General features: G+C 72.3%; 26 protein-coding genes. 10 read left to right on the plus strand and 16 right to left on the minus strand.

The window, feature by feature from the left end; genetic code table 11:
- Positions 1 to 26: 26 nt before the first annotated feature.
- Positions 27 to 419 carry a cupin domain-containing protein gene (locus OH804_RS22480; protein WP_196921316.1) on the minus strand — a complete coding sequence of 131 codons (393 nt, stop codon included), beginning with the start codon at positions 417 to 419 and terminating at the stop codon, positions 27 to 29.
- 248 nt (positions 420 to 667) lie between these two features.
- Complete coding sequence (locus OH804_RS22485) at positions 668 to 1,546, minus strand: sulfotransferase domain-containing protein (RefSeq protein ID WP_406059316.1); 879 nt, start codon at positions 1,544 to 1,546, stop codon at positions 668 to 670.
- A 91-nt stretch (positions 1,547 to 1,637) separates the two neighbouring features.
- Between OH804_RS22485 and OH804_RS22490 the strand changes: the two genes are divergently transcribed.
- Positions 1,638 to 2,708, plus strand: coding sequence for a beta family protein (locus OH804_RS22490; RefSeq protein WP_406059318.1), 1,071 nt, complete (start codon positions 1,638 to 1,640; stop codon positions 2,706 to 2,708).
- 9 nt (positions 2,709 to 2,717) lie between these two features.
- Here the strand turns inward: OH804_RS22490 and OH804_RS22495 are convergent, their stop codons facing one another.
- Both OH804_RS22495 and OH804_RS22500 read right to left on the minus strand, forming a co-directional pair.
- Positions 2,718 to 2,999, minus strand: a complete 282-nt coding sequence (locus OH804_RS22495) for an adhesin (protein WP_091393621.1) — start codon at positions 2,997 to 2,999, stop codon at positions 2,718 to 2,720.
- 191 nt (positions 3,000 to 3,190) lie between these two features.
- Positions 3,191 to 4,264, minus strand: coding sequence for an NAD(P)-binding domain-containing protein (locus tag OH804_RS22500; RefSeq protein WP_406059320.1), 1,074 nt, complete (start codon positions 4,262 to 4,264; stop codon positions 3,191 to 3,193).
- Positions 4,265 to 4,372: 108 nt separating this feature from the next.
- Between OH804_RS22500 and OH804_RS22505 the strand changes: the two genes are divergently transcribed.
- Positions 4,373 to 5,089 carry an MIP/aquaporin family protein gene (locus tag OH804_RS22505; protein WP_196921312.1) on the plus strand — a complete coding sequence of 239 codons (717 nt, stop codon included), beginning with the start codon at positions 4,373 to 4,375 and terminating at the stop codon, positions 5,087 to 5,089.
- Between the two features lie 66 nt (positions 5,090 to 5,155).
- A complete protein-coding gene (dacB, locus tag OH804_RS22510; protein ID WP_406059322.1) occupies positions 5,156 to 6,739 on the plus strand; it encodes a D-alanyl-D-alanine carboxypeptidase/D-alanyl-D-alanine-endopeptidase in 1,584 nt (527 codons plus the stop codon).
- Positions 6,740 to 6,784: 45 nt separating this feature from the next.
- Here dacB and OH804_RS22515 read toward each other — a convergent pair whose 3' ends face one another.
- From OH804_RS22515 to OH804_RS22525, 3 genes are all read right to left on the minus strand, one after another.
- Positions 6,785 to 7,114, minus strand: a complete 330-nt coding sequence (locus OH804_RS22515; protein ID WP_030331319.1) for a hypothetical protein — start codon at positions 7,112 to 7,114, stop codon at positions 6,785 to 6,787.
- Between the two features lie 117 nt (positions 7,115 to 7,231).
- Positions 7,232 to 8,089: a hypothetical protein gene (locus tag OH804_RS22520; protein WP_307788596.1), complete on the minus strand. Its 858-nt coding sequence runs from the start codon at positions 8,087 to 8,089 to the stop codon at positions 7,232 to 7,234.
- 284 nt (positions 8,090 to 8,373) lie between these two features.
- The gene (locus OH804_RS22525; protein ID WP_196921309.1) at positions 8,374 to 8,967 is read right to left on the minus strand and encodes a pentapeptide repeat-containing protein; all 594 of its coding nucleotides are present in this window, start codon (positions 8,965 to 8,967) and stop codon (positions 8,374 to 8,376) included.
- Between the two features lie 97 nt (positions 8,968 to 9,064).
- On the opposite strand from OH804_RS22525, the gene OH804_RS22530 reads away from it, so the two are divergent.
- Both OH804_RS22530 and OH804_RS22535 read left to right on the plus strand, forming a co-directional pair.
- Complete coding sequence (locus OH804_RS22530; protein WP_406059325.1) at positions 9,065 to 10,297, plus strand: serine hydrolase domain-containing protein; 1,233 nt, start codon at positions 9,065 to 9,067, stop codon at positions 10,295 to 10,297.
- Between the two features lie 52 nt (positions 10,298 to 10,349).
- Complete coding sequence (locus tag OH804_RS22535) at positions 10,350 to 10,991, plus strand: NAD(P)-dependent oxidoreductase (RefSeq protein WP_196921307.1); 642 nt, start codon at positions 10,350 to 10,352, stop codon at positions 10,989 to 10,991.
- Positions 10,992 to 11,013: 22 nt separating this feature from the next.
- On the opposite strand, the gene OH804_RS22540 is transcribed toward OH804_RS22535, so the two are convergent.
- A complete protein-coding gene (locus OH804_RS22540) occupies positions 11,014 to 11,478 on the minus strand; it encodes a PPOX class F420-dependent oxidoreductase (RefSeq protein ID WP_196921306.1) in 465 nt (154 codons plus the stop codon).
- Positions 11,479 to 11,520: 42 nt separating this feature from the next.
- Positions 11,521 to 12,159 carry a DUF6642 family protein gene (locus tag OH804_RS22545; RefSeq protein WP_196921305.1) on the minus strand — a complete coding sequence of 213 codons (639 nt, stop codon included), beginning with the start codon at positions 12,157 to 12,159 and terminating at the stop codon, positions 11,521 to 11,523.
- Positions 12,160 to 12,461: 302 nt separating this feature from the next.
- On the opposite strand from OH804_RS22545, the gene OH804_RS22550 reads away from it, so the two are divergent.
- Positions 12,462 to 13,241, plus strand: a complete 780-nt coding sequence (locus tag OH804_RS22550) for a D-Ala-D-Ala carboxypeptidase family metallohydrolase (RefSeq protein WP_196921304.1) — start codon at positions 12,462 to 12,464, stop codon at positions 13,239 to 13,241.
- Between the two features lie 118 nt (positions 13,242 to 13,359).
- Here OH804_RS22550 and OH804_RS22555 read toward each other — a convergent pair whose 3' ends face one another.
- From OH804_RS22555 to OH804_RS22570, 4 genes are all read right to left on the minus strand, one after another.
- On the minus strand, positions 13,360 to 13,713 hold the full coding sequence (locus OH804_RS22555; protein WP_225855057.1) for a hypothetical protein: 354 nt from the start codon (positions 13,711 to 13,713) through the stop codon (positions 13,360 to 13,362).
- Positions 13,714 to 13,858: 145 nt separating this feature from the next.
- A complete protein-coding gene (locus OH804_RS22560) occupies positions 13,859 to 15,178 on the minus strand; it encodes an ATP-binding protein (protein WP_406059329.1) in 1,320 nt (439 codons plus the stop codon).
- A 201-nt stretch (positions 15,179 to 15,379) separates the two neighbouring features.
- Entirely contained in the window at positions 15,380 to 16,120 is a 741-nt protein-coding gene (locus OH804_RS22565; protein WP_406066628.1) for a response regulator, read from the minus strand.
- A complete protein-coding gene (locus OH804_RS22570) occupies positions 16,099 to 17,352 on the minus strand; it encodes a sensor histidine kinase (protein WP_196921302.1) in 1,254 nt (417 codons plus the stop codon). Before OH804_RS22570 ends, OH804_RS22565 begins: the two co-directional genes overlap by 22 nt.
- 132 nt (positions 17,353 to 17,484) lie before the next feature.
- Here OH804_RS22570 and OH804_RS22575 point away from each other — a divergent pair, with 132 nt between their 5' ends.
- The 4 genes from OH804_RS22575 to OH804_RS22590 are packed head-to-tail and all read left to right on the plus strand — an operon-like array spanning position 17,485 to position 20,523.
- Entirely contained in the window at positions 17,485 to 18,381 is an 897-nt protein-coding gene (locus OH804_RS22575) for an ABC transporter ATP-binding protein (RefSeq protein WP_406059331.1), read from the plus strand.
- The gene (locus OH804_RS22580; protein WP_406059333.1) at positions 18,378 to 19,175 is read left to right on the plus strand and encodes an ABC transporter permease; all 798 of its coding nucleotides are present in this window, start codon (positions 18,378 to 18,380) and stop codon (positions 19,173 to 19,175) included. Before OH804_RS22575 ends, OH804_RS22580 begins: the two co-directional genes overlap by 4 nt.
- A 2-nt stretch (positions 19,176 to 19,177) precedes the next feature.
- Positions 19,178 to 19,927 carry a hypothetical protein gene (locus OH804_RS22585; protein WP_406059335.1) on the plus strand — a complete coding sequence of 250 codons (750 nt, stop codon included), beginning with the start codon at positions 19,178 to 19,180 and terminating at the stop codon, positions 19,925 to 19,927.
- Between the two features lie 32 nt (positions 19,928 to 19,959).
- Positions 19,960 to 20,523 (plus strand): heme-binding protein, encoded by a 564-nt coding sequence (locus OH804_RS22590; protein ID WP_196921298.1) that lies wholly within the window; start codon positions 19,960 to 19,962, stop codon positions 20,521 to 20,523.
- Position 20,524: 1 nt separating this feature from the next.
- Here OH804_RS22590 and OH804_RS22595 read toward each other — a convergent pair whose 3' ends face one another.
- From OH804_RS22595 to OH804_RS22605, 3 genes are read right to left on the minus strand one after another with little or no spacing between them, the layout of a single operon-like run.
- Entirely contained in the window at positions 20,525 to 21,535 is a 1,011-nt protein-coding gene (locus tag OH804_RS22595; RefSeq protein WP_406059337.1) for a hypothetical protein, read from the minus strand.
- Positions 21,536 to 21,576: 41 nt separating this feature from the next.
- Positions 21,577 to 24,000 (minus strand): ABC transporter permease, encoded by a 2,424-nt coding sequence (locus OH804_RS22600; RefSeq protein WP_406059339.1) that lies wholly within the window; start codon positions 23,998 to 24,000, stop codon positions 21,577 to 21,579.
- Entirely contained in the window at positions 23,994 to 24,743 is a 750-nt protein-coding gene (locus OH804_RS22605; protein ID WP_406059341.1) for an ABC transporter ATP-binding protein, read from the minus strand. Before OH804_RS22605 ends, OH804_RS22600 begins: the two co-directional genes overlap by 7 nt.
- Positions 24,744 to 24,759: the final 16 nt, after the last annotated feature.

Below are 24,759 nucleotides of genomic sequence, written 5' to 3' on the forward strand. Positions count from 1 at the left end.
GATCGGCCCGGATCAGGCGGGACAGCTCACTCGGTCGGTGGCTCGTCCTCGCCCGCCGCCTCGGCGGCGTCGGCCTCTTCCTTGGTCTTGTGCACGGCCTGGTCGGCGTGCTCCGGCGGCCCGTAGACCGTGTACAGCACCAGCGGGTTGGGGCCGGTGTTGACGAAGTTGTGCTTGGTGCCCGCCGGGACCACGACCAGGTCACCTGCGGCGACCTTCCGCTTCGCACCGGCGACCCGGGCCTCTCCGACGCCGCTGACGAAGGTCAGGATCTGGTCGATGTCCTCGTGCACCTCCTCGCCGATCTCTCCATCCGCGGGGATGGTCATGATGACCAGCTGGGTGTGCTCACCGGTCCACAGCACCCGCCGGAAATCCGGGCTCTTCTCGGCGACGGTCGCGATAGTGAAATGCTCCATGTCCACGCTCATACCCCGTCCGGCGGCACACCACGCCGGGACTGGCGAATGGTGGAATTCCCCACGGTCAGTGGGTTTGGATTCGTCCCGACCGGGGATCGAGAGCGCAGACCGGCATGAAGGGCCGGTCGAGCCAGGTCCCCGCCGACGTACCGCCGAACGGCTGCGGTGGTGGGAGACGGCCAGAGCACGGCGACGTTCCGACCACTGTCGAAACGGCGCCGTGCGCTCTTGTGCGCTGGCAGGCCCTAGCGGTGCAGCCAGGTGAGCAGGTCGGGCGGGGCCAGCGCCGCGACCCGTTCCTGGTAGCGGGCCCGCGCGGCCTCGTCCAGCAGATCACGCCCCTGACCCGAGCCTCCCCGACGGAAGAACGCCCGCCGGTCCCGCAGCACGCCGAGCGTGTCCGGTGCGAGCCGGTCGGCGCGCTCCCGCATGCGACCGAAGGTGGCCGCCGCAACCAACTCCGGCCCCGGGCTCGGGAGTTTCCATCTGTCGGCGAGCCGGCGCATCTCACCGCCCAGATCGGCCAGCAGGTCGTCGTAGTGCACCAGCTCGACGTTCGGCTCGTGCCGACGGGCCCACGCGTCGCCGAGGTGCATCAGCACGCCGGGCAGCGAATCCAGTTCGGCGCGGGGATCCGCCTCGCGGTCGACCCAGTTCAGCAACCACTCCCGCACCGCGGGCCGCTCCCCGGATGAACCGGTCGAGGCGGGTTGGCCGGTCAACTCGGCGATGCGTTCCCGATCCAGGTTGGCGCCCTGGTGGTAGAGGGAGACCGCCATGTCCAGCGGATGCCGCGCCACCACCACGTAGTGCACCCGAGGGTGGAGCGGCACCCCGTCCAGTGGGGTGTGCGTCTTGATGAACCGCCGGTGCGGCTGGGCGGCCAGCCGGTCGTACACCGCGTCCCGCGGCTCAACCAACCAGTCCAGCCAGGGCGACAGCACTGTCAGCGGCACCGGCAAGTCCGGGGTGCCCAGCACCAGGAGCGCACAGATCATCTGCATCCAGGTGGTACCGCTCTTGGACCGGGTGCTGATCACGATGTCGCCGTCGCGAAACGGAAAGCCGGTCCACCGTGCGCTGTCCTCGTCGTCGGACCGGTAACGGTGACGTGGCGTGGGCATCGGTGGATGGTAGTCGTCGAACCGACAGTGCAGCAGCCGAATTCCGGCTTACATCAGTGGGGGATGTGCGTATGCCTGGCTAGATTGAACTATGGTGCCCGCCCACGGGGACCGGGCGGCCGTACCGGTCTACCGTCCCATCCTCGCCAGCCGACGAGGCGAGCTTGAGGCCCTGAGCCACCTCGATCCCGCACACGCCGCACTGGTCGCCCCGATCCTGGAGATCGGCGCGATCGACCGGTCCATGATGGACACCATCCGGCGGTTACCAGTCGGGCTGCTGCCCGCCATCGACGTCAGCGCGCTGCCCGACATCCCCGATGCGGAACTGACCCGCTGGGGCGTACCCGTGGTGCCGGTCATCGGGCTCGCCGAGAGCGACCACCGGCTGGTCGCGCACGGCGCGGCGGCGCGGGCGTACGGCCGGCGCGCGCTCGTCCGGCTGCGGGCCGGCCACGACCGGGCCGGGCCGGACGCGAGCACCACCGCCGTGGAACGGATCTGGCGGTTCACCGACCTCGCCCCTGAAGAGTGCGACCTGCTGGTGGACGCGGGGGACGTGTGCTGCCCGGCGGACGTGCGGACCGCCGAGCCCCGGGTACGCCACCTGCTCGACTGGGCGCGCCGACACGCCTGGCGGTCGGTGACGGTGGCGGCGGGTGGCATGCCGCCGACGCTGTCCCGGCTGCCCACCGACGAGCCGGTCCAGCTGGACCGTTGGGACTGGCAACTGTGGCGACGGCTGGCCGACACCGGGGTCGACTACGGCGACTACGGCGTCCACCCGGCCGCGCCGGGCACCGGTGACCCCGGCGACCGGTTGCCGACGGTGCGATACACCGACGACGGCAGTTGGTGGGTCTACCGCTGGGCGCGACGCGGTGGCCGGGGCGACGACCGCTTCGCCGACCTGTGTCGCACGCTGGTGTCGGCACCGCACTGGCCAACCGCCGGGGCGGCGTTCTCCTGGGGCGACCATGAGCTGCTGCGCCGGGCCCGCAGGGGTGCCGGCGCCGGCTCGGCCGCCAACTGGGCGGCCTGGAGCACCTCGCACCACCTGGCCCACGTGCTCGGCACTCTGCTGCACCCGGCCGGCGACGGCGCGTCGAAGTGGCACCCCGGGCAGGGTCCGCCGCCGCAGCGGGGACGATCGCTGCGGTGAGGGTCGGGTCTACTGCTTCTCGGTGAAGCCGAACTGGATGATGCCCTCGTCGTCGACGGTGGCGTCCACCGACGCGTCGCCGAGCAGTTCGGCGGCGTCCTCGTCCAGGAAGATCCGGGCGCCCTGGTTGTCCACCACCCGATCGCCCTGCACCGGTTCGGGCACCAACTCGACGGTGAGCGAGCCGGCCTCGGTGTCCGCGGCGATCCGCACCCCGCCGTCCTGGGCGACGTCCTGTTGGTTGGCGAGGTCTCGAATGACGAGCACGGCGTTATCGGTCATGGTGAGCATGTGTGGAACTCCTCGTGGATTCTCGGCTCGCGGTCGGATACCGCGCGGACCGGACAGTCGGCCCGCGTACGAGCACACGTGGGAGGCGACAGAGGGCGAACGGTCGTCGCCGTCGCATCGGATCGGGGCAGCTGACGGCCCCGTCTCTCCCACCGTGCCCGCTCACCGGGCATCCGTCAAATAGAGCCAGGTCAGTGGAGAGCGGCGGCCGGGGCCAGCCAGGCGCGAATCTCGGTGACCGCCGCGCGGCCGGCCCGGTTGGCCCCGATCGTGCTGGCCGAGGGGCCGTACCCGACCAGGTGAACCCGCGCGTCGGCGGCCACGCGGGTGCCGTCCATCGTGATACCGCCGCCCGGCGCGCGCAGGCCCAGCGGGGCGAGATGGTCGATGGCTGCCCGGAATCCGGTGCACCAGAGAATCACGTCCGCCGGCACGAACCGCCCGTCCGTCCAGGCCACCCCGTCGGGCGTGATCCGGTCGAACATGGGTAGCCGGTCGAGGACGCCGCGCTCGCGAAGTCGGCGTACCTCGGGGGTGACCGGCAGCCCGGTCACGCCCACCACGCTGCCCGGCGGTCGGCCGGCCCGGACCGCCTCGTCCACCCGGGCCACCGCGGCGCGGCCCAGCTCCGGGCCGAACTCCTCGTCGTTGAACGTCGGCGGTCGTCGGGTCACCCAGGTGGTGGCCGCCGCGACGGTGGAGACCTCGCCGAGCAGTTGCACGGCCGAGGTGCCGCCACCGACCACCACCATGCGAAGGCCGGTGAACTCGGCCGGCCCTCGGTAGTCGGCGGTGTGCAGCTGCCGTCCCCGGAACGTCGACCGGCCCGGGTAGTGGGGCCAGAACGGTCGGGTCCAGGTGCCGGTGGCGTTGATCAGAGCCCGGGCGGTCCAGGTGCCCCGGTCGGTGTGCACATCCAGCCGGCCGTCGGGGCGGGAGCGCACCGCCCGGACCCGCACCGGCCGCCGTACCGGCAGGTCGAAGGCTCTCTCGTACGCGGCGAAGTAGGCGCGGACCTGCTCGGAGGCCGGGCGTTGTGGCTCGGTGGGTGGGAGTGGCAGCCCGGGCAGGTCGTGGAAGCCGTGCACCCGGCCGAAGACCAGCGTCGGCCAGCGGTGCTGCCAGGCGCCGCCGGGCCCGTTGTCGGCGTCGAGGATGACGAAGCCGCTGTCGGGCGCGAAGCCGGTGCGGTGCAGGTGATAACCGGCGCTCAGGCCGGCCTGCCCGGCGCCGATCACCACGACGTCCGCGGAGTGCGTGTCCACGTGGGCTGCAACGCCCCGGACGTCACCGCTGTGCCCGCCCTGGACCGTCGCGCCGATCACAGACGCCGTTTCGGCTTCGACCACCTGACCTGCGCTTACGGTGAGTGAATGAGCGACTTCCGTCGGTATGCGGCCGAGTTCCTCGGCACCCTGTTGTTGGTGTTCTTCGGTGTGGGCAGCGCCGTCGCCGCACGGGTTCAGGGCGGCGTGGTGGTGGTGGCGCTGGCCTTCGGGTTCGTGATGGTGGCCCTCGTCTACACGATCGGCCCACTCTCCGGCAGCCACGTCAACCCAGCGGTGACGCTCGGTGTGCTGCTCTCCGGAAAGATCTCACTGGTCGGGGCGGTGGCCTACTGGATCGCGCAGTTCGTCGGAGCGACAGTGGCGGGCTTCGTACTCTGGGCGCTCACCCGTTGGGGTGACGTCGCGGACCAGACCGGGGCCCTGGGTACCAACGGTTACGGCGCGCACATCAACCGGGGCGGCGCGGCAGTGCTGGAAGTCGTCCTGACCTTCCTCTTCGTGCTGGTCGTGCTGGTGGTGACCAGTCGGAGTGAAAATCCGGGCACCGCCGGGCTGGCCATCGGCCTGGCCCTCGCCGTGACCCAACTGGTGGGTGTGACGCTGACCGGCGCGGCGGTCAATCCGGCCCGCGCGTTCGGCCCGGCGGTCTTCGAGGGCGGCGTGGCCCTGCGGCAGCTCTGGGTGTTCATCGTCTTCCCGCTGCTCGGCGGGGCGCTCGCCGCGTTGGTCGCGCCGATGGTCATGGGGGCGCAGCGGCACTACTGGGGTGGACACGAGAAATCGGTCGGCGGGCCGAAATAACCCAGACGGCAATATCTTTCGCCAGAGGCCCTTCTCCGGCGAATATCTCCGTGGCAGCATCAGCGAATGCATCGCCGTCACTTTCCCCGGGCCCTCGCGCTGCTCGCACTGGTCGCCACCGCGGCCACCGCCGGAGCGCCCGGTGCCACGGCCGAGTCGCCCACCCCCGCGACGACCCACCTGCGCGCCACCATCGACACGATCCTCGCCGACACCCGGCTGACCGGTGCGCAGGCGTCGGTGGTCGTGGTCGACACCAGCACGGGACAGACGCTCTACGACCGCAACGGCGACCGCCGGCTGGTGCCGGCGTCCAACACCAAGCTGCTGACCTCGACCGCGGCCCTTGAGCTGCTCGGCCCCGGCCACCGCTTCAGCACCGACGTACGCACCAGCGGCAAACGCCGCGCGGGCCTGCTCTCCGGCAACCTCTACCTGCACGGCGGGGGCGACCCGACCATGCTCGCCGCCGACTACGACGCGCTCGCCGCGAAGGTCGCCGCCGACGGCGTCCGGGTGGTCACCGGAAACCTGGTCGCCGACGACACCCGCTACGACCGCACCCGACTCGGGCCCGACTGGACCTGGGACGACGAGCCCTACTACTACGCCGCCCAGGTCTCCGCCCTGACCGTCGCCCCGGACACCGACTACGACGCGGGCACGCTGATCGTGCACGCCGCACCGGCCGACCGCGCCGGCGCCCCGCCGGTGGTCACCACCACCCCCGCCACCGGGTACGTCCGCGTCGACAACCGCGCCCAGACGGTCAGCGACGGCGAGACCTCGATCTCCATCGAGCGCGAGCACGGCGGCAACACCGTCGTGGTGACCGGTCAGATCGCCGTCGGCGACGAGCCGGCCAGCGACTGGGTCACCGTCTGGGAACCCACCGGCTACGCGGCCGACGTGTTCCGGGCGGCGCTGCACCGACACGGCGTGCGGGTGCTCGGCCGGACCGTGCTCGGCCAGCCCACCCCGGAGACGGCCCACCCGGTGGCGCGCCACGACTCGATGAGCCTGGGTGAGCTGATGACGCCGTTCCTCAAGCTGTCCAACAACGGGCACGCCGAGGTGTTGACCAAGGAGATCGGTCGGGTGCTCTCCGGCTCGGGCACCTGGACGGCCGGACTCACCGCGATCAGCGAGTACGTCGCCGACACGGGAATGGACACCGGAAGACTGCGGCAGCGTGACGGCTCAGGGTTGTCCCGGCGCAACCTGGTCCCGGCGGCGGAGTTCGTCGACCTGCTGAGCGCCGTCCGCGCCGAACCGTGGTTCGCGACCTGGTACGCGGCACTGCCGATCGCCGGCCAGCCTGAGCGGTTCGTCGGCGGCACCCTGCGCAGCCGGATGGCCGGCACCCCCGCCGCGGGCAACGTGCACGCCAAGACCGGCAGCCTGACGGGTGTCTCCGGGCTCTCCGGCTACGTCACCAGCGCCGATGGTCGCCTGCTGGCGTTCTCCATCCTGCTGAACAACTACCTGACGGCGTCGGTGAAGCCGCTGGAGGACCAGATCGCCGTGGCGCTGGCCGGTTTCCGCGAGGGTGCGGCGTCGACGGCACGGGTGGCCGCGCCGACGGTGCCCGCGACGCCGCGCACCCCGGAGGGCGTCGAGTGTTCCTGGGTCAAACCGATCACCTGCTGAGCGGCGGCCGGGAGGCGCGTGCGCGCCTCCCGGCCCGGCGAGCGCTCAGGCCGGACGGTCCGGTGGGGGGACCACCGCCGTCGGGTCACCACGCTCGATGAGCGCGGCGATCTCAGCGGCCCGCAGCCCGCGCAGCGCCAGCACCCGGGTGCCCCAGCGGTGCAGGCGGCACGGGTGCGGGCTGGCATCGTTGCGGCAGACCACACCCCCGGACCACCGCCGGGGGGCGTGCACCACCACCGCCCGTACGGCGAACTGGGTGTCCTCGCCCGTCACGTACGGCGGCAGGGGAATGTCGCGAAGAACCTCCCCGGACGCCTCACCGGTGCCGGACGAAGCGGCACGACGGACGCGGTGGGCGGTGCTGCTACTCATCTCCGCTGCCTCCACACTGGATGGCCGGATGGGGACAGCAGAAAGTTACGACGTGTTCGACGGTCCGCGACGGACAAACTGTCCCGCCACCCGCGGGCGCAGCGACCGGTCAGTCAGTCAGCGCACCGTCACTGCCTGCAGACCGACGTTGCCGCAGTGCGGCGTGAAGACCTTCTCGACGGTCCAGTTCAGCAGCAGTCGGGCGCCCTTCGGCACTGTGAAGCGGATGGTGAACTGGGCACTCTGACTGTTGTAGGGGTCTTCCAGTCGAGCGGTGCTGGCCGGTCCGCCGGTCGACAACCGCGCTTCCAGTCGCCCCCGAGCCATCCAGATGCCGCCGTACAGCTGGACGGTGCGCGGCTCGCCGCTGCCGGCGATGGCGATCCTGAACCCGTTCCCCGCACCGCAGGTGTAGACGCCGTTGGAGCTGCCGTTCGTCGACCGCTCCGGCGCGCCGTCGGACCAGCGCACGTACTCCTGGTTGCCGTCCCAGCCGACCCGGCTGCCGGCGCCGCCCCCGTCGATGATCTCGCCGGAGCCGGAGCGCTTGCGGTTCGTCGATCTGCCCCCATGCTCCCCCCAGTGCACCCAGTCCCGGGTGCCCACGGCGGTGAGGTCGACGGCGGCGGGCATCTCCCCCCGGCTCACCGACAGCGCCGGCGAACCGGGCTTGGCCGGCGGCGGGGCAGGCGCGCTGGCCGACGGCGTCGGGTCCGGCGAGGGTGGGCGCTGGCGCGGACGCAGACCGGGCGTCGCCGGTCCGGCCTCGCCGGTGCGCCCGTCGGCGGCCGGTAGACCGGGGGAACGGGCGGACCCGGCGGGCAGGCCACCCGGGCCCGCCTGGCCGTCATCCGGCTCCGGACCGGACCGGGTGCCGAGGTACGAGATCAACACCACCAGGCAGGCGAGTACGGCGGCTCCCTCCACCGCCCAGCGCCGCCGCTGCCGGGCCCGGCGCAACACGCCGCGGGTCACCCCGGCGGTAATGGCACGCGGACGGTGCCTCGGCGGCGCGTCGCCAGCCCTCGAACCAGCCCGCGTGCGGTCTTCGTCCGCCACCGACCCCTCCAACTCCACCGCCCGGCCGTTCTGGACCGCCGCGGACCACACCGTCCACTGTGGGCCGTTTCACGTTTGCAACGGGCGTGGACGACACGCTAGATCCGGACTGCCGGACGTGTCCAGCCCACAATGGGACGCTGTCGGACAACCTGGTCCGCTCGGACGGACACTTCGGCAGACCACGAGCGCTGTGCGCGTCAGCCGATCCGGAAGCCCAGCAACTGCGCGACGACCACTGCCTGCTCGACGTCGATGATGGCGCCGGCCCGTTCGACGACCGTCGGGTCGAGCGCGGTGAGATCACTGCCCCGCAGGTCGGCGCCGCCGAGCCGGACGTTGGTCAGCTGCGCGCCGGAAAGATCGACACTGGTGACGGTAGCACCGGTGAGGTTGGCCCGGGTGAGGTCCACCTCGCGCATGCGCACCCCGGTCAGCCGAACGCCACGCAGGTCGGCACCGGGCAGCGCGGCGAAGGACCAGTCACCGCCGTCCACCGTCAACGGACGCAGATCGCACTCGGTGAAGGTGCTGCCGACCATCTTGCAGCCGGTGAACTCGGCCTCGAAGAAGTTGCACCGCCGAAAGACGCAACGGGTGAAGGCGGAGTCGACGTGCCGGGAGGCGTTGAACGCCACGTTGCCGAACGTGCACCCGGTGAAGACCGCGCCTCTGCTCAGCGCCTCGGTCAGGTCCACCCTGAAGAACTCGCAGCCCACGAAGTGCCGGTCGGTCAACTCCTCGCCGTACCAGTCCTCGTCGCGGAAGGTCACGTCCTCGGTCAACTCCGGCATCCGGCCAGGCTAGTGGGCGCCGCCGACAGCCGACTGCCGGCGTGGCCGGTACCGGCCCCCTTCCAGTGGCGGCGTACCGGCGAGTAGGTTCGGCGACGTGAGTGTGGCTCGGAGCAAGGACCCGGATCAGATCGGTTTCGACGCGGCGCGGCTGGCGCGGATCGACGAGCACTTCGGTCGGTACGTCGACGACGGCCGGCTGGCCGGTTGGCAGGTGGTGGTCACCCGTGGCGGCGAGGTGGCGCACTCCTCGACGTACGGGCTGCGCGACAGGGAGTCGGGCGCACCGGTCGAGGCCGACACCCTCTGGCGGATCTACTCGATGACCAAGCCGGTCACCTCGGTCGCGGCGATGATGCTGTGGGAGGAGGGCCGGTTCGAGCTGACCGACGAGATCAGCCGCTGGCTCCCCGAGTTCGCCGACGTGCGGGTCTACTCCAAGGGGTCGGCGCTCAAGCCGTACACGGTTCCGGCGGTCGAGCCGATCCGGGTCTGGCACCTGCTCACCCACACGGCCGGCCTGACGTACGGCTTCATGCAGACCTCGGTGGTCGACGGGCTCTACCGGGCCGCCGGCTACGACCTGTACCCGCCGGCGGACGTCGACCTGGCCAGCGCCTGCGCGGCATTCGGCGAGTTGCCGCTGTTGTTCCAGCCCGGCTCGGCGTGGGGCTACTCCGTCGCCACCGACGTGCTCGGCCGACTCGTCGAGGTGATCTCCGGGCAGAGCCTCGACGCGTTCTTCGCCGACCGGATCTTCGGCCCGCTGGGCATGACCGACACCCGCTGGTGGGTGGAGGGCGACGAGGCCGACCGGCTGGCCGCGCTCTACGTCCCGGAACCGCGCAGTGGCCGGGCCGTCCGCTACGACAGCCTCGGGTCGCTCGCGTTCAGCAAGCCGGCGCTGCTCTCCGGCGGCGGCGGGTTGATCTCCAGTGCCGCCGACTACCACCGCTTCACGTCGATGCTGTTGCGCGGCGGCGAACTGGACGGCGTCCGCCTACTCGGGCCGCGCACCGTGCGGTTCATGACCCGCAACCACCTGCCCGGCGGTCATGACCTGGGCACCCTCTCCACCGGCGGCTTCGCCGAGACCACCCTGGACGGGATCGGCTTCGGCCTCGGCTTCGCGGTGGTCGACGACCCGATCCCCAGCCGGGTGCCGAGCAGCGTCGGCGAGTTCTACTGGGGCGGGGTGGCCAGCACCGCGTTCTGGGTCGACCCGGCCGAGGAGATCACCGCGCTGCTGTTCACGCAGCTGATGCCGTCGAGCACCTATCCGCTCCGCTCCCAGCTGCGCCAGCTCGTCTACGCCGCCCTGGTCGACTGACGGGATCGTCGTTCCACCGACGGGCAGCCGGCCCAGTCCCTAGCCTGAGCTGGTGAGCACCATCGTCGTGTTTGGCGCGGGCGGCACCGCCGGTTCGCGGGTCGTTGCCGAAGCGGTCGACCGGGGGCACCGGGTGATCGCCGCCGTCCGCCGCCCGGAGGCCACCTCGTACCTGCCGGCCGGGGTGCGGACGGTCACCGGCGACGCGACCAGCGAGCGGAGTGTCCGGGAGCTGGCGCCGGACGCCGACGCGCTGGTCGTGGCGATCGGCGGCGGCGAGCGCGAGCTGTGGCGGAACGCGGCGGAGAACCTGGTGACCACGCTGCGCGGGATGCCGGCCGCACCGCGGATCATCCACTTGGGCGGCGGGTCCACCCTGCTCACCCCCGGTGGCACCCGCATCCTCGACGAGCCGGACTTCCCAGCGGAGTACCGGGATTCGGCGCTCGGTCAGGCGGACGCGCTGGACTATTACCGCACCGCCGCCGACGGGGTGAGCTGGACGTACGTCTCGCCACCCCCGCTGGAGTTCCACCCCGGCGCGCGTACCGGGCACTACCGCACCGGCACCGACCAGCCGGTCACCGACGCTCAGGGCCGCTCGGTGCTCACCTACGAGGACCTGGCGGTGGCGATCATCGACGAGATCGAGCAGCCGCAGCACCAGAACGCCCGCTTCACCGCCGCGTACTGACCAGGGTGCGGGCCAGCCGTGGTCAGTCGGCGAGGCGGGCCGGGAAGCCGCCGGTGGCGATCGGGCCCCAGGCGTCGATGGTGACCCGGATCAACGACTTGCCCTGGCGCACCATCGCCGCCCGGTAGTCGTCCCAGTCCGGGTGCTCGCCGGAGATGCTGCGGAAGTACTCGACCAGCGGCTCCAACGCCTCGGGCAGGTCCAGCACCTCGGCGGTGCCGTCGAGCTGCACCCAGGGGCCGTTCCAGTCGTCGCTGAGCACGCAGGCCGAGACCCGGGGGTCGCGGCGGATGTTGCTCACCTTTGCCCGCTCGGGGTAGGTGGAGACGACCAGCCGCCCCTGGCTGTCGACCCCGGCGGAGACCGGGGAGGACTGCGGGCGCCCGTCGGCCCGGGTGGTCATCAGCAGGACGCGGTGTCGCGGCCGGACGAAGTCGAGCAGGCCATCCCGGTCGACCCGGGTGTTCCTTGCGATGCTGCGTGCCATTCCCCGTTCCTACCAGGGCGCGGGCGCGGCGGTGGCGGCGGGTCAGCGGGGTCGGACCGCGGCGCGGCGCACCGCCTGGGTCGGCACCCGTGGGCGACCGGACGGACGCCAGGCCCGACCGTTGGCGTAGATGACCCGAAAACCGAGGTACGACGCGAGCGGCGCCCAGTGGGCGGAGCCCATCCGCAGCTCGGCGGCGTTGTGTCGCTGGCCGTTGGCGAGCACGTCGAGAAGGACGGTTTCGAAGGCAGCCGATTCGACCCAGTCGACTTCCCGGGTGAAACCGCAGATCAGAGCGGCCCCGGTGACCTCCAGGAACTCGCGCAGCACCGCATCCGAGGCGCGCAGCACCGAGCAGCTACCGAAATAGAGTCGACGCCCCTCGGCGCGGCCGGCCATCAGCTCAGCCACCTCGTTCAACTCCACCGACTGCCAGTCGGTGAGGCAGAGCCGGCTCGGCTCGCCGTGCATGGCGAAGAAGCCGACCCGGTGGTCGGCGTACTGCTTGAGCAGCCAACGGTCCAGGAAGTAGAACAGTTCGTCGCGGGTGGCCGCGTCCTTGTGGATGAAGCGGATCTTGCCGAGCCGCTCCAGCAGCTCCAGGGTGGGCAGCACCGACCCCCGCTCGTTGAGGTCACGGTGCCACTGACCCTCGACACAGAAGACGCCACCGCGTGCCACGCGCACCTCCGCCAGTTCACCACCGCGGCTGACGTTACCGGCCGTCATCCCCCCGGGAACATCACCCTCGGTGTGGCAGATTGCGACGTTCGGTGCGCTTGGCCGCAGGAGGGGTGAACGGCGGGAATGACTGTTTCGCAAATCAGCTGAATTCCCAGCCAATACCCAGGGACGACGGATTGTGAGCACAATTCTCGTTAACCACCTCCAACGGCACGGATCAGTGCGAGGGTGGAAATCACGGGACTTCTCGGTCGATGTCCCGAAGCCACCCCATTCGCTCTCCTATCGGGAGGACTTCTGTGCGCGTAAACACCTTGAAGCGGGTCGCCGTCGCATTCGCCCTGGCACTGCCCGGGGCCGCAATCGCCACGGTGATCGCCGCACCGGCGGCGCACGCGGACGGCTGTTACACCTGGAACCGCACCCTCACCCAGGGGCGCTCCGGCGACGACGTCCGCCAGTTGCAGATCCGGGTCGCCGGGTGGGCCGGCAACCGGGACATCGTGGAGAACGACGGGCGCTATGGGCCGAAGACCGCCGCCGCGGTCAAGCGGTTCCAGCAGGCGTACGGGCTGCGCGCCGACGGCATCGCCGGCCCACAGACCTTCGCCAAGCTGTACCAACTCCAGGACAACGACTGCACACCCGCGCACTTCAGCTACGGCGAGCTGGACAACGGGTGCGGCGGGAGCGGGTGGAGCGGCGGCCCGCTGTCGGCGAACCAGACCAAGCAGAACGCGCTGCGCACCATGTGGAAGCTCGAGGCGCTGCGCAAGAGCCTCGGCGACAAGCCGCTCAACGTGTCCAGCGGATTCCGCAGTCGCGCCTGCAACAACCAGGTCGGCGGCGCGTCCGACAGCCAACACCTGTACGGCAACGCGGCCGACGTGACCTCACGGACGTCCTCGCTGTGCCAGGTCGCCCGCAACGCCCGCAACAACGGCTTCAGCGGTATCTACGGGCCGGGCTACCCCGACCACGACGACCACGTGCACGTCGACTCGCGTCGGGAGAACAACAGCGACCGCAGCTCGAACACGACGAGCTGGTCCGCCCCGGACTGCGGCGTCGGCAACTGAGCGGCTGAGCGGCTGAGCGGCCCGCCCAGAGCGACGTCGGTCCGACGCGGAGGGGGAATCTCCGCGCCGGGCCGACGTCGTGTCGCCCCGGGTCTGGCGGGCGGAGGGGATAGCGCGCTCAGCTCGCCCGGGGCCAGCGCGGCGCGGTGACGGGGGGAGTCACCGGCCGGCCAGCAGCGGTGGGCCGTACCCCCTGGGGGACGACCCGCGCGGCCTGTTGCCGCGACGGCCCGGTGGCCGTGAACGGGAAGGGCACGTGCACGAACGGATTACCGTGCCGGATCAACGCCTCGATCTGCCGCTCGTTGAGCCCGTGTGTCTCCAACACCCGTCGCCCCCAGCGGTGCAGACGGCAGGGGTAGGAGGCACCGTCGTTGCGGCACAGCGGCCCGGTCGGCCACTCCTCGGCGGTGTGCACCACCACCGCCCGGACCGCGAGCCGGACATCCTCCGGGGTCAACGGTGCCGGCATTGGCACCTCACCCAGTACCTGATCGATGGGATCCGTCGACTGCTCACCAACTCGCACGGCAGGCCTCCCGCAGTTCGGCAGCGGTACGGCGGACCCACCGCACCGACATCCTCGGCCATGGGTACGGCGGACACCGGACGAAAGTTCAATTCCGGTACGCGGTAAGCAGATCCTCCGCCGACAACACGCGGATGCCGTCGACGGCAGTGCCGCTGCGCGACACGGCAACGACCGGCACCGATTCGTCGGCACCGGGAAGCAGGGACCGGTGCAGGAGCAGCCGGCCCAGGTCATGCGCATCGAAGGGTCGGCTCTCCTGCCACTTGACCGATCCGACGAAGCTGATGCTCCGAGCGACGGGCGCACTGTCGGCGCCGACTATGTCGATCTCCGGGTCGTTGGTCCGGGTCCAGTAGCCGCCGATCATCGCCGCCTCCGCCGGTAGATGGTCACTGGGCAGCCGGCGCAGCGCCTCCCGGACGACAGGTTCGATGGCCCGCCCCCGCCAGGACGTCCACGACCGGTCGATCCGGTCCAGGGTCAGGTCGCCCCGCCCCCGCTCGATCTCGGAGAGGTGTGGCCCCAGGAACGACAACCAGAAACGCAGGTACGGATCAGCCACCGAGTACCGGGTCTCCCGCGACGGCTTGGTCGACAGCGGAACGGTGACCTCCACGGCCCGTTTCTGGGTCAGCAGGCGCAGGGCGCGGTTAAGGGACGCCTGCGGAAGATCCCCTGCCGCGCGGGAGATCAGCGAGAAGGTCCGCTCACCGGAGCCGATGGCCCGCAGCACCAGCCCCGCCTGGGACTGGGGCGGGAACTCCGCCGCCAGTGCCCGCTCGCCGCTGACCAGCAGGGCAGAGGTCGGATCCCGTACCGCGTCGGTCAGATACTCGTGGACCGACGCACCGGTCGGCCACTCGTCGAGGATCAGCGGCAAACCGCCGGACACCAGGTAGGCGTCGAACGCGTCGGCGGCGGACAGGCCGAGCATGTCGCTGACGTCGGCCGGGCTCAACGGCGGAATGACCATCTCCGTGGCTCGCTGGTGGAACGGCCGGCCGTAATCGTTGAGGGCTTCCATCATGGCCAGGTCCGATCCGACGCAGATCAGGAGAACCGGTCGACGGGACAACTCGCGATCGAAGACCTTCTGCAACGTTCCCTCGAAACCCGGGTCGCCCGCGACGAGGTACGGCATCTCGTCCAGGACGACGACGCTCGGCCGGTCGGACGGCAGCGCGGCGGCGAGCAGGGTCAACGCGGCGTCCCAGGTCTGTGGTTGCTGCTCCCGAAGGATCTGCGCACCCGGCAGTGTCGAGGCGGCCGCCTCCTCCACGAAGAGAGCGAGCTCGGCTGCGACGGTCGGCTGCGCCGAGGCGGTGAAGAAGAGGTACGGCACCTCGGCCCGCTCCACGAACTCCTCGACCAGTCGGGACTTGCCCACCCGCCGGCGACCGCGCATGAGAAGGGCCCGCCCAGGCCGACCAGCACGGCCACCCCGTTTCACCCGAGAAAGCATGCCGCCCAAGAGGTGGAGTTCACGGTCCCGTCCGACAAAGCCGTCCACGATCACTCCTGACACAACCAACGATGGAACAACCAAAAATGAGTGTAACCTCATCCGCGTTGGTGTGTCCGGCCCTTGACCCCGGCGAACGCCTCGTCAGACGAGGCCGGCGTCGTGCACGAGCAGCGCCACCTGGACCCGGTTGTTGAGTTCCAGTCGGGTCAGCAGCCGGGAGACGTACGCCTTCACCGTCGCCACGCTCATGAACAACTCCCCCGCGATCTCCGCGTTGGTGTGGCCGCGCCCCAGCGCGACCGCCACCTGCCGCTCCCGCTCACTGAGCCCGGTGAGCAGCCGAAGCGCCCGTTCGCGACGCGGGTCCGGGCCGACCGGGCCGGGGGCGGCCGCTGTCACGTGGGCGATCAGCGTCCGGGTCACCGTCGGGGAGAGCGTCGCCTCGCCCGCCGCGACCCGACGTACGGCGCGCACGATCTCCGCCGGTGGGGTGTCCTTGAGCAGGAACCCGGCCGCCCCGGCCCGGAGCGCCCGCAACACCTGCTCGTCGGCGTCGAAGGTGGTCAGCACCAGCACCTCCGGCGGGTGCGGCTGGGCACGCAGCGCCTCGGTGGCGGTCAGCCCGTCGACCCGGGGCATTCGGATGTCCATCAGCACCACGTCCGGGGCGTACGCGGTGACGGCCGCCGGCACTTCGCCACCGTCGGCCGCCTCGCCGACCACGATCAGGTCCGGCAGTCCGCCGAGGATCATCGAGAGCCCGGCCCGGACCAACGCGTCGTCGTCCACGATCAGCACGCGCACCGGCGGCCCGGCTGCGCCGGTGGGCCCGGTCGGGTCCGGCGGCCCGGCAGTGTTGCTCACGCCGGCCACGGCAACCAGGCGGCCAGCCGGAAGTCACCGCTGTCGTCCCGACCGTAGGCGAGCCGCCCGCCGGCCAGGGTCACCCGTTCACTGATGCCGACCAGGCCGGTGCCGGCACCCGGGAGTGTGCCGCCGGCCGGTGCGCCGACCGGCCACCGGTTGCCGATCGCCACTGTCAGCCCGTTGCCCGGCCCGCCGGCCACGTCCACGGTGACGGCCGCGCCGGCCGCGTGCTTACGGGCGTTGGTCAACCCTTCCTGCACGATCCGGTACGCGGCCCGGCCCAGCGCCGCCGGGACCTGTCCCGGGCTGGCGACGCTGTCGCTGACGTTCACCCGCACCCCGGCCGACCGTGACTCGGCGATCAGGGCCGGCAGGTCGGCGAGGGTGGGCTGCGGCGGCTCGGGGGCGTCGCCGGCACCGTCGTCCTCGGCCCGGAGCACCCCGATCACCTCCCGCAGGTCCTGAAGGGCGGCGTGCGCGCTGCCCCGGATCACCCCGGCGGCTCGGGCCACCTCGTCAGCCGGCGCGTCCGGGCGGAACTCCAGCGCACCCGCGTGCAGGCTGAGCAGCGAGATCCGGTGGGCCAGCACGTCGTGCATCTCCCGGGCGATCCGGGTGCGTTCGAGGTGGCGGGCCTGGGTGACCCGCAGCTGCTGCTCCGCCTCGGCCCGCTCGGCCCGCTCGCGCAACGACACGATCAACTGTCGGCGGGCCCGGACGAACATCCCCCAGGCCAGCACGGCGAGGCTGAGCACCACGCCCCACGACATCGTGGCCCAGTACGGCCAGTTCGGGTCCGGGCGCAGCCAACTGAAGACCATGTTGGTGACCAGACCCGCACCGGTGACCGCGATCGCGATGGCGGTCCGCCGGTGCACCACCACAGTGAAGTAGAAGATCAACAGCGGGATGGCGGCGGCCAGCGAGAACAGGGTCAGCGGTGTCGTCGCCACCACCAGCCCGAGCGGCCACCGTCGGCGCAACCAGAGCAGCCCGCAGCAGACCAGCCCGATCAGGGCGTCGGCGCCGGTCATCCAGTCGTGCGGGAGCGGAGTGGCCATCGCCGGGTCGGGCGACAGGGCGTCGGCGGTGGCGAACAGCACCCAGAGCAGGGAGACCAGGAACGCCAGGCTGTCCACGATCCAGTCGCGGGTGGTGCGACGCGGACGCGGACGCCCAGGGTCGGCCGGCACCACCAGCTCCCCTGGCAGCAGCCAGGGGTGCTCCGGGACGGCGACGCTGGTCACGACGCCATGCTAGGCAGCCGACGGGCGACACGACCAGCTACCAAAGTCGAGACCCCGCGGTCGACCAAGGTCGACGCGGCACCGACCGGTGGCCGCAGCGGATGGCCGGGCGGCACGGGCAGGCTCGACGACATGATCACCGTGGAGAACCTCACCAAGCGATACGGGCCACACCCGGCCGTGGACGACGTGTCGTTCCAGTGCGAGCCGGGCACCGTCACCGGCTTCCTCGGCCCCAACGGCGCCGGCAAGTCGACGACCATGCGCATGATCTGCGGGCTGACCGCGCCGACCGCCGGCCGCGCCACCGTCTCCGGGCACCCGTACCGGGAGCTGCCCAACCCGGGGCGGGAGGTCGGGGTGCTGCTGGACGCCTCCGCCCAGCACGCGGGGCGCACCGGCCGCGAGGCGTTGACGCTGTCCGCGTACACAATGGGTCTGGACCGACGCGAGGTCGCCGCGAAGCTCGACCTGGTCGGGTTGAACGCGGTGGCCGCGAAGCGTCGGGTACGGGCCTACTCGTTGGGCATGCGTCAGCGGCTCGGGCTGGCGCACGCGCTGCTCGGCGACCCCCGGGTGCTGATCCTCGACGAGCCGGCCAACGGCCTGGACCCGGAGGGGATCTTCTGGATGCGCGGCCTGCTGCGCGACTTCGCCGACCGGGGCGGCACCGTGCTGCTCTCCTCCCACCTGCTGCGCGAGGTGGAGGCGGTCGCGGACCGGCTGGTGGTGATCGGGGGTGGCCGGATCGTGGCCCAGGGCGACAAGAACGAGTTGCTGGCCGGCGGCGGCACTGTGGTCCGGGCCCGCGACGGTGCAGCGCTTCGTCGGGCGCTGGAGGTGGCCAACCTGAGCGCCGCCGACAGCTCGGAGGGGCTGCTCGTGCAGGCCGACGCCGAGGCGGTCGGCCAGGCCGCCGCCGATGCCGGCGTCGCGTTGGCCGAGTTGCGCCCCGCCAGCGGTGGCGGCCTCGAACAGCTCTTCCTCACCCTGACCGCTGGCGAATCGACCAAGGAGTCCGTCCGATGACCACCACCACCGCGCCCGCCGCCGGCGCCGTCGCGCCCCGGCACCACACTCCGGTACGCCGACCGTCGCTGCTCCGGCTCACCGTCGTGGAGCTGCGCAAGCTCGTCGACACCAGGGCCGGCCGCTGGCTGCTGATCACCATCGGCCTGGTCGCCGCCGCGATCGTCACCCTCCAGTTGATCTACGCGCCGGACGCCGACCAGACGTTCAACAATTTCTTCGTCCCCTCACTGCTGCCGATCGGGGTGCTACTGCCGGTGCTCGGCATCCTGTCGATCACCAGCGAGTGGTCCCAACGGACCGCCCTCACCACGTACGCCCTGGTGCCCCGCCGCGAGCGGGTGGTGGCCGCGAAGCTCTTCGCCGTCGTACTCGCCGCGCTCGCCTCGGTGCTGGCCAGCCTGGCCCTCGCCGCGGTCGGGACGCTTGTGGCGTCCGCCACCGGAGGTGCGGGCACGTGGGGTCTGGATGCTTCGTTGCTCGTGAACGCGGTAATCCTCCAGGTCACCAACGTTGTGATTGGCGCCGCCTTCGGTCTGCTGCTGCTCAACCCGCCGCTGGCCATCGTCGGCTACTTCCTGTTGCCCACCCTCTGGGGGGTGCTCGGCGAGATGGTCAAGCCGCTGCGCGGTCCGTCCGAATGGCTGGACACCAGCAAGACCATGGAACCGTTGTTCAGCAGCGACGCCCTCACCGGCGAGCAGTGGGGGCGGATCGTCGTGTCCCTACTGGTCTGGATGGTCCTCCCGCTGGCCGCCGGGCTGTTCCGGACGCTGCGCCGCGAGGTGTCCTGACCATGGAGATGGCCAGCTACCGTCCACGCACCGTGGTCAGCGGCGGCCCGCTGGAGCTGGCGGTCCTCTGGGGTGGCTTCCCACTGCTCGGCGCGGGCGCCGGATGGCTCCTCGCGGCGGCGACGGGCTGGCTCGCCCGGCTGCCCTGGAAGCCGTTCGGCGACCTGATCGAGTGGCTGGACCGGCTGCCCGAGCCGCAGGCCACCGCCGGCACCATCGCGGCGGGCGTCCTTGCCGGCCTGGTCATCGCCGGGATCGGCACCGCCGAACGGCTGATCGTCACCGTCGACGAGGCGCAGGTCCAGCTGCGCCGCTCCGATGAGAACCGGACAATCGCCCGGGTCGACACCCGGGTGGTCTTCCTCGCCGACAAACACCTCGTGCTGCTCGACGCCGACGGCGCGGAACTGGTCCGGGAGTCCACTGACCTGCCGGCCGCGAAACTGGCGGCGGCGTTCCGGGAGCACGGTTGGGGTTGGGCGGACGACGACCCGCACCGGTCGGCGTACCGGCTGTGGGTTCCGGACCTGCCCGGGTTGCCGGCCGGCGCGGACGCGCTGCTGCGCGCCCGGGAACGGGCGATCCAGCGGGACCGCCGCGACGACGCCCGGGAGCTGCGCCGCGAGCTGGGCCAGATCGGTGTGGTACTGCGCGACGAGGGCAAGCGGCAGTACTGGCGGTTGACCACCAGGGCCCTCGCCTCCGGGCCGGAGCGGCCGACTTCGGCCGAGCGGGAGGCGAACGGGCGGTAGCGTCTGTCCCAGCAGACCCTGGGAGCCGCGCGATGACCGAACAGCAGCCGTACCGGGTGGTGTCCCGACACCCCGGCTTCGAGCTGCGTCGGTACCCCGCCCACCTGGTGGCCGAGATGCAGATCCAGGCGTCGTTCACCCGGGCGCCGATCGAGGCGTTCCGGCCGCTGGCCGCGTACATCGGTGGTGCCAATCGGGCCCGGCACCCGATCGGCTCCGCCGCGCCGGCGATGGCGGCGGCCAGCGACTCGGAGAAGATCGCCATGACCGTGCCGGTGGTGCAGATCGAGGGTGAGTGGCCGGGGGCGTACCTGATCCAGTTCGTCATGCCGGCCACCTTCACCACCGCCACCCTGCCCGAGCCGGTGGATGCCCGGGTGCGGATCCGTGCGGTTCCGGCGCGGCTGGCGGCGGCGATGCGGTTCTCCGGGCGGTGGACGGAGCAGGCGTTCAGCCAGCGGGCCACCATGCTCGGCCGGTCGGTGACCGCGGCCGGCCTGCAACCGACCGGCGCCATCCGGTACGCGCGCTTCGACCCGCCGTGGAAGCCGTGGTTCCTGCGCCGCAACGAGGTGGTGCTGCCGGTCGTCGAGTGAGCTAGCGGAGCTTCCGGCGGTCCTCGACGCTCGGCCGGGCCAACAGCAGTGCCATTCCCAGCCCGGCGATCAGGCCGACCAGGGAGACCAGCAGGTCGGAGTCGGCGGCGTGGATCGGGCTGTTGCCGGCCAGCTCGGTGAACGTCGCGCCGATCGGCAGCATGATCATCATGGGGACGGCCGTGGCCACCAGGAACACCACCGGGCCCACCAACGCGATGAGCGCGGCCAGGGCGTGGTGCCACCAGATCGGTCGACCGCCCGGCCAGTCCCAGGCCAGCAGTGTGACCCCGGTGAGCAGCACCGCCCCGAGAGCGGCCTCCGGCAGGAGTCGTTCGCCGGGCGCGGCGGCACGGACCAGCCCGACGCCGAGCAGGCCCGCCACTGTGAGGCCGGCCGCCAGGCCGACCCGGGCCCGGGTGCGCGCCGGAGCCGCCGCCAGCGCGGCGCCGACGGCCAGGACCACCAGCAGCGCCGCGGTGGCCAGGGCACCCTGGTTCAGCTCCGGCTCCCGGTCGGTCGGTGACTCGATTCCGGCCGCCACCAGAGTCAGCACCCCGGCCACGCAGGCCGCGCCGGTCAGCACCCGCCGGTCGGCCGCCGGAGGCGTGCCAGGCTCCCGCGTCTGCGGCGTGCGGAGCTCCCACCAGAGCAGAATCGCCGCGACCACGCCGAGCACGGCGCAGCCGGCGACGGCGAGCCGCACCGTCGCGTCGACGCCGATCAGGTCGGCCCGGTCGATCGCCACGTCGGCGGCGATCCAGCAGCCGCCCAGCACCACCGCCGGGCCGCTCCACCGCACCTGCCCGCGCCCGGCCAGCACCAACCCGAGCGGCACCGCCATGATCGCCATGAACCGCAGGTCACGCGCCCAGTAGGCGTTGTTGCCCGGCAGGTGCTCCGACCACGGGCCGAGTGGCTCGGTCAGCGGTTGCCACGTGGTCATGCCGTACGCCCAGAGCACGACGGCGGTGGCGGAGAGGAGCAGCCCGACCGGGCGCGCGGATCGCATCAGTGGACGGTAGCGGCCCGACCGCCCACGCGGGGGCGCGGTCATCCGCCGACCGGTGACCGGGCGGGACGGTGACGCAGCAGCCGCCACGTCGGCAGCACACTGGACAGCACCGCGAGCAGCAGGCACAGCCCCACCACCCCGGCGACCACCGGCCACGGCACCACCAGGTCGACGGGGGCGCCGACCTGCTCGGCGAGGCCGGCCCTGATGCTGAGCAGACCGACGAACGCGACAGCACCACCCAGCAAAGCGCCGATCAGGACCACCAGGGCGGACTCCGCAGTGACCAGCCAGATGACCTGCCGTCGGGTCGCCCCGGCCATCCGGATCAGCCGCAGGTCCGCGGCGCGGCCGGCGGCGGCCAGCAGCAGCGTGTTGGCCACCGCGATGGCCCCGTAGCCGGCGGACACCCCGATCAGCAGCACTGTGAAGAGCCAGACGAGGCGGTCCTCGGCGGCATCCGCCTCGGCCGCCCAGCCCGGGACGTCGACGATCCGCGCGCCGACCGGCGGATCGATCCGGTCCCGGACGTACACGGTGGACGTCAGCGCCGACGGGTCGTGGGCTCGCACCACGGCCCGGGGCACGAGCAGGTCGCCGGGGATCGACGTGTCGGTGACCACGGCGACGACGCGCAACGACACCGACGTCCCGTCGGCGAAGACCACCGGGTACGGCTCGGACGGCAGCCGGTTCGTCGACGCGGTGACCACCACCGTGTCGTCGCCCTCCAGGTCGTTCAGCGAGCCGGCGACGACGGTGAGCACCCGGTTCGCGGCGGCGAAGCCCTCCGGGTCCACGCCGAGCGCGGTCATCGGCCGGTCCGGCGGCGACATTCCGGGGTCGGTGCGGTAGACGGTGGTCGGCAGGAGGGCGGTGCCACCGGTCGCGGCGACGGCCTGGTCCGACAGGCCGGGCGCGCGGTCCGGCACGACGATCCAGCCGGCGTTCACGTTGTCCGCCCGACCTGCCGCGTACGCGGCGGTGGTGGTGCGCACCATCCCGGACACCAGCACCGCGAACGCGACAGTGAGCAGCACCGGCGCGGCGATGGCGGCGGTCCGCCGGGTCGCTGTCAACGCCCCGCCCCGGACCAGCATCCCGATCGCGCCACCGGGCCGACGCACCGGGGAACGCAGCAGCCACACCAGCGGCCCGACCACCACCGGGGCGAGCACTGTGGCGCCGGCCACCAACGCCATCACCGCGTAGAGCGCGTACTGCGCCCCCACCCGCGCCTCGTCCGCGGTCGCCGCGCCCACGCTGAGCGCGGCGCCCGCCGCGACGAGCAGCACCCCGGTGACGGCGCGCAGCCGCCCGATCGAGCGCTGCTCCACAGCGGCGTCGCGTAACGCCTCCAACGGGCGGACCCGCGCCGCCCGGCGGGACGCCGACCAGACGGCCAGCAACGCGATCACCGGCCCGGCGGCGAGCGAGACCGCGACCGGCCAGAGTTCGTAGCGGACCCGGAAGGTCGACGGTTCGTAGCCGACGTCGACGAGCAGCCGGCCCAGCAGCGGGGCGAGCGCCGCGCCCACCAGCAGGCCGACGAGCCCCGCCGAGACGCCGACGGCGAGCGCCTCGGCGTACACCATGCGGCGGACCTGGCGCCCGGTGGCGCCGACGGCGCGCAGCAGGCCCAGCTCACGGCGGCGCTGCGCAATGGTGAACGCGAAGGTGGAGGCGACCACGAACACAGTGACGAAACCGGCGAGGGCCGCCGTGGCGGTGAGCACCTGCATGCCGATCCACCGGGTACGGGCGTCGCCGCGCGGCTCCAGAGCACCCCGGGCGGCACCGCTGAGCACCCGACCGTCGTCGCCGACGACTCCGCGAGCCGCCGTGGCGACCCGCTCGGGATCGGCGCCCGGGGCGAGCACCAGCCCGATGGCCCGCACGCCGGGCGCGAGCGCGGCGGCGACAGCGTCCGCGACATGGACGCCGGGCCCGTCGACCAGACCGGTGACGGTGTACGACTCCGGGCCCACGGCGGTCAGCACTGTGACCGGCGCGCCGGCGCGCAGCCCGAGCGCGCTGTCGACGGCCACCTCGCCGGGCCGGCGGGGTGGCTCGCCGGCCGTGAGGCGCAGCCCACCCAGTTGGGCGCTGGACCAGCCGTGCCCCTGGTAGGCGTCCTCCCGCCCGGTGTCGGAGGCCGAGGGCCGGCCGTCCACGAGCGGCTGCGCGTAGAAGGTGCGGTCCGGCACCGCCGCCACCACGTCCGGCAGACCGGCCAGCCTGCCGACCAACTCCGCCGCAACGCTGGCGGACCACGGCCGGGTCGGCACGAACTCGTCCGGGGACGCGCCCGCCTCGGGGCTCTGCACCACTACCGCCGCCCGCGCCAACCGGTCCGGCACCTGCGGACGCCCGGAGGCGAGCAGCAGAGTGGCCGCCGCGACCAGCATGACCCCGATGGCGACGGCCACGAACGCGCTGGCCGACCGCCGGACGCTCAGCACGACGACTCCGCGACGGTTTCCCGCTCGGCGATCCGCGCGGCGACGACGGCGGCGGTGATCGGGCCGGTCAACTCGTCGACGACGCGACCGTCGGCCAGCAGGACGACCCGATCGGCGTACGCGGCGGCGGCGGGATCGTGGGTCACCATCACCACTGTCTGCCCGTGGTCGTCGACGAGCGCCCGCAGCAGTCGAAGCACCTGCCGGGAGGCGGCGCTGTCCAACGCCCCGGTCGGCTCGTCGGCGAAGACCACCGCCGGACGGGTGATCAACGCTCGGGCCACTGCGACGCGCTGCTGCTCGCCACCGGACAGCTCACTTGGCCGGTGTCCGGCCCGGTCGGCGAGTCCGACGGCGTCGAGGGCGGCGGCCACGTCCCGGGCCGGCGCGCGGCGGCGGGCCAGGCGCGACGGCAACTCGACGTTCTGCGCGGCGGTCAGCGTGGACACGAGGTTGAACGCCTGGAACACGAAGCCGATCCGGTCCCGCCGCAGCCGGGTCAGCTCGTCCTCGCCCAGGTCGTTGAGGCTGGTGCCGTCGATCGTGACGATCCCCTCGGTCGGGCGGTCCAGCCCCGCCGCGCAGTGCAGCAGTGTGGACTTCCCCGAACCCGAGGGGCCCATCACCGCCGTGAACGTGCTGCCGGCGAAGCCGGTGGTCACGCCGTCGAGCGCTGTCACCCGCCGGGTTCCGGTGCCGTACACCGCGCGCAGCCCTGTCAGGGTCACCGTGTCTGTGGTCATGACCGTTACGGTGCCG

Source organism: Micromonospora sp. NBC_00860 (assembly GCF_045207375.1).
In the GTDB taxonomy this organism is placed as follows: domain Bacteria; phylum Actinomycetota; class Actinomycetes; order Mycobacteriales; family Micromonosporaceae; genus Micromonospora; species Micromonospora vinacea.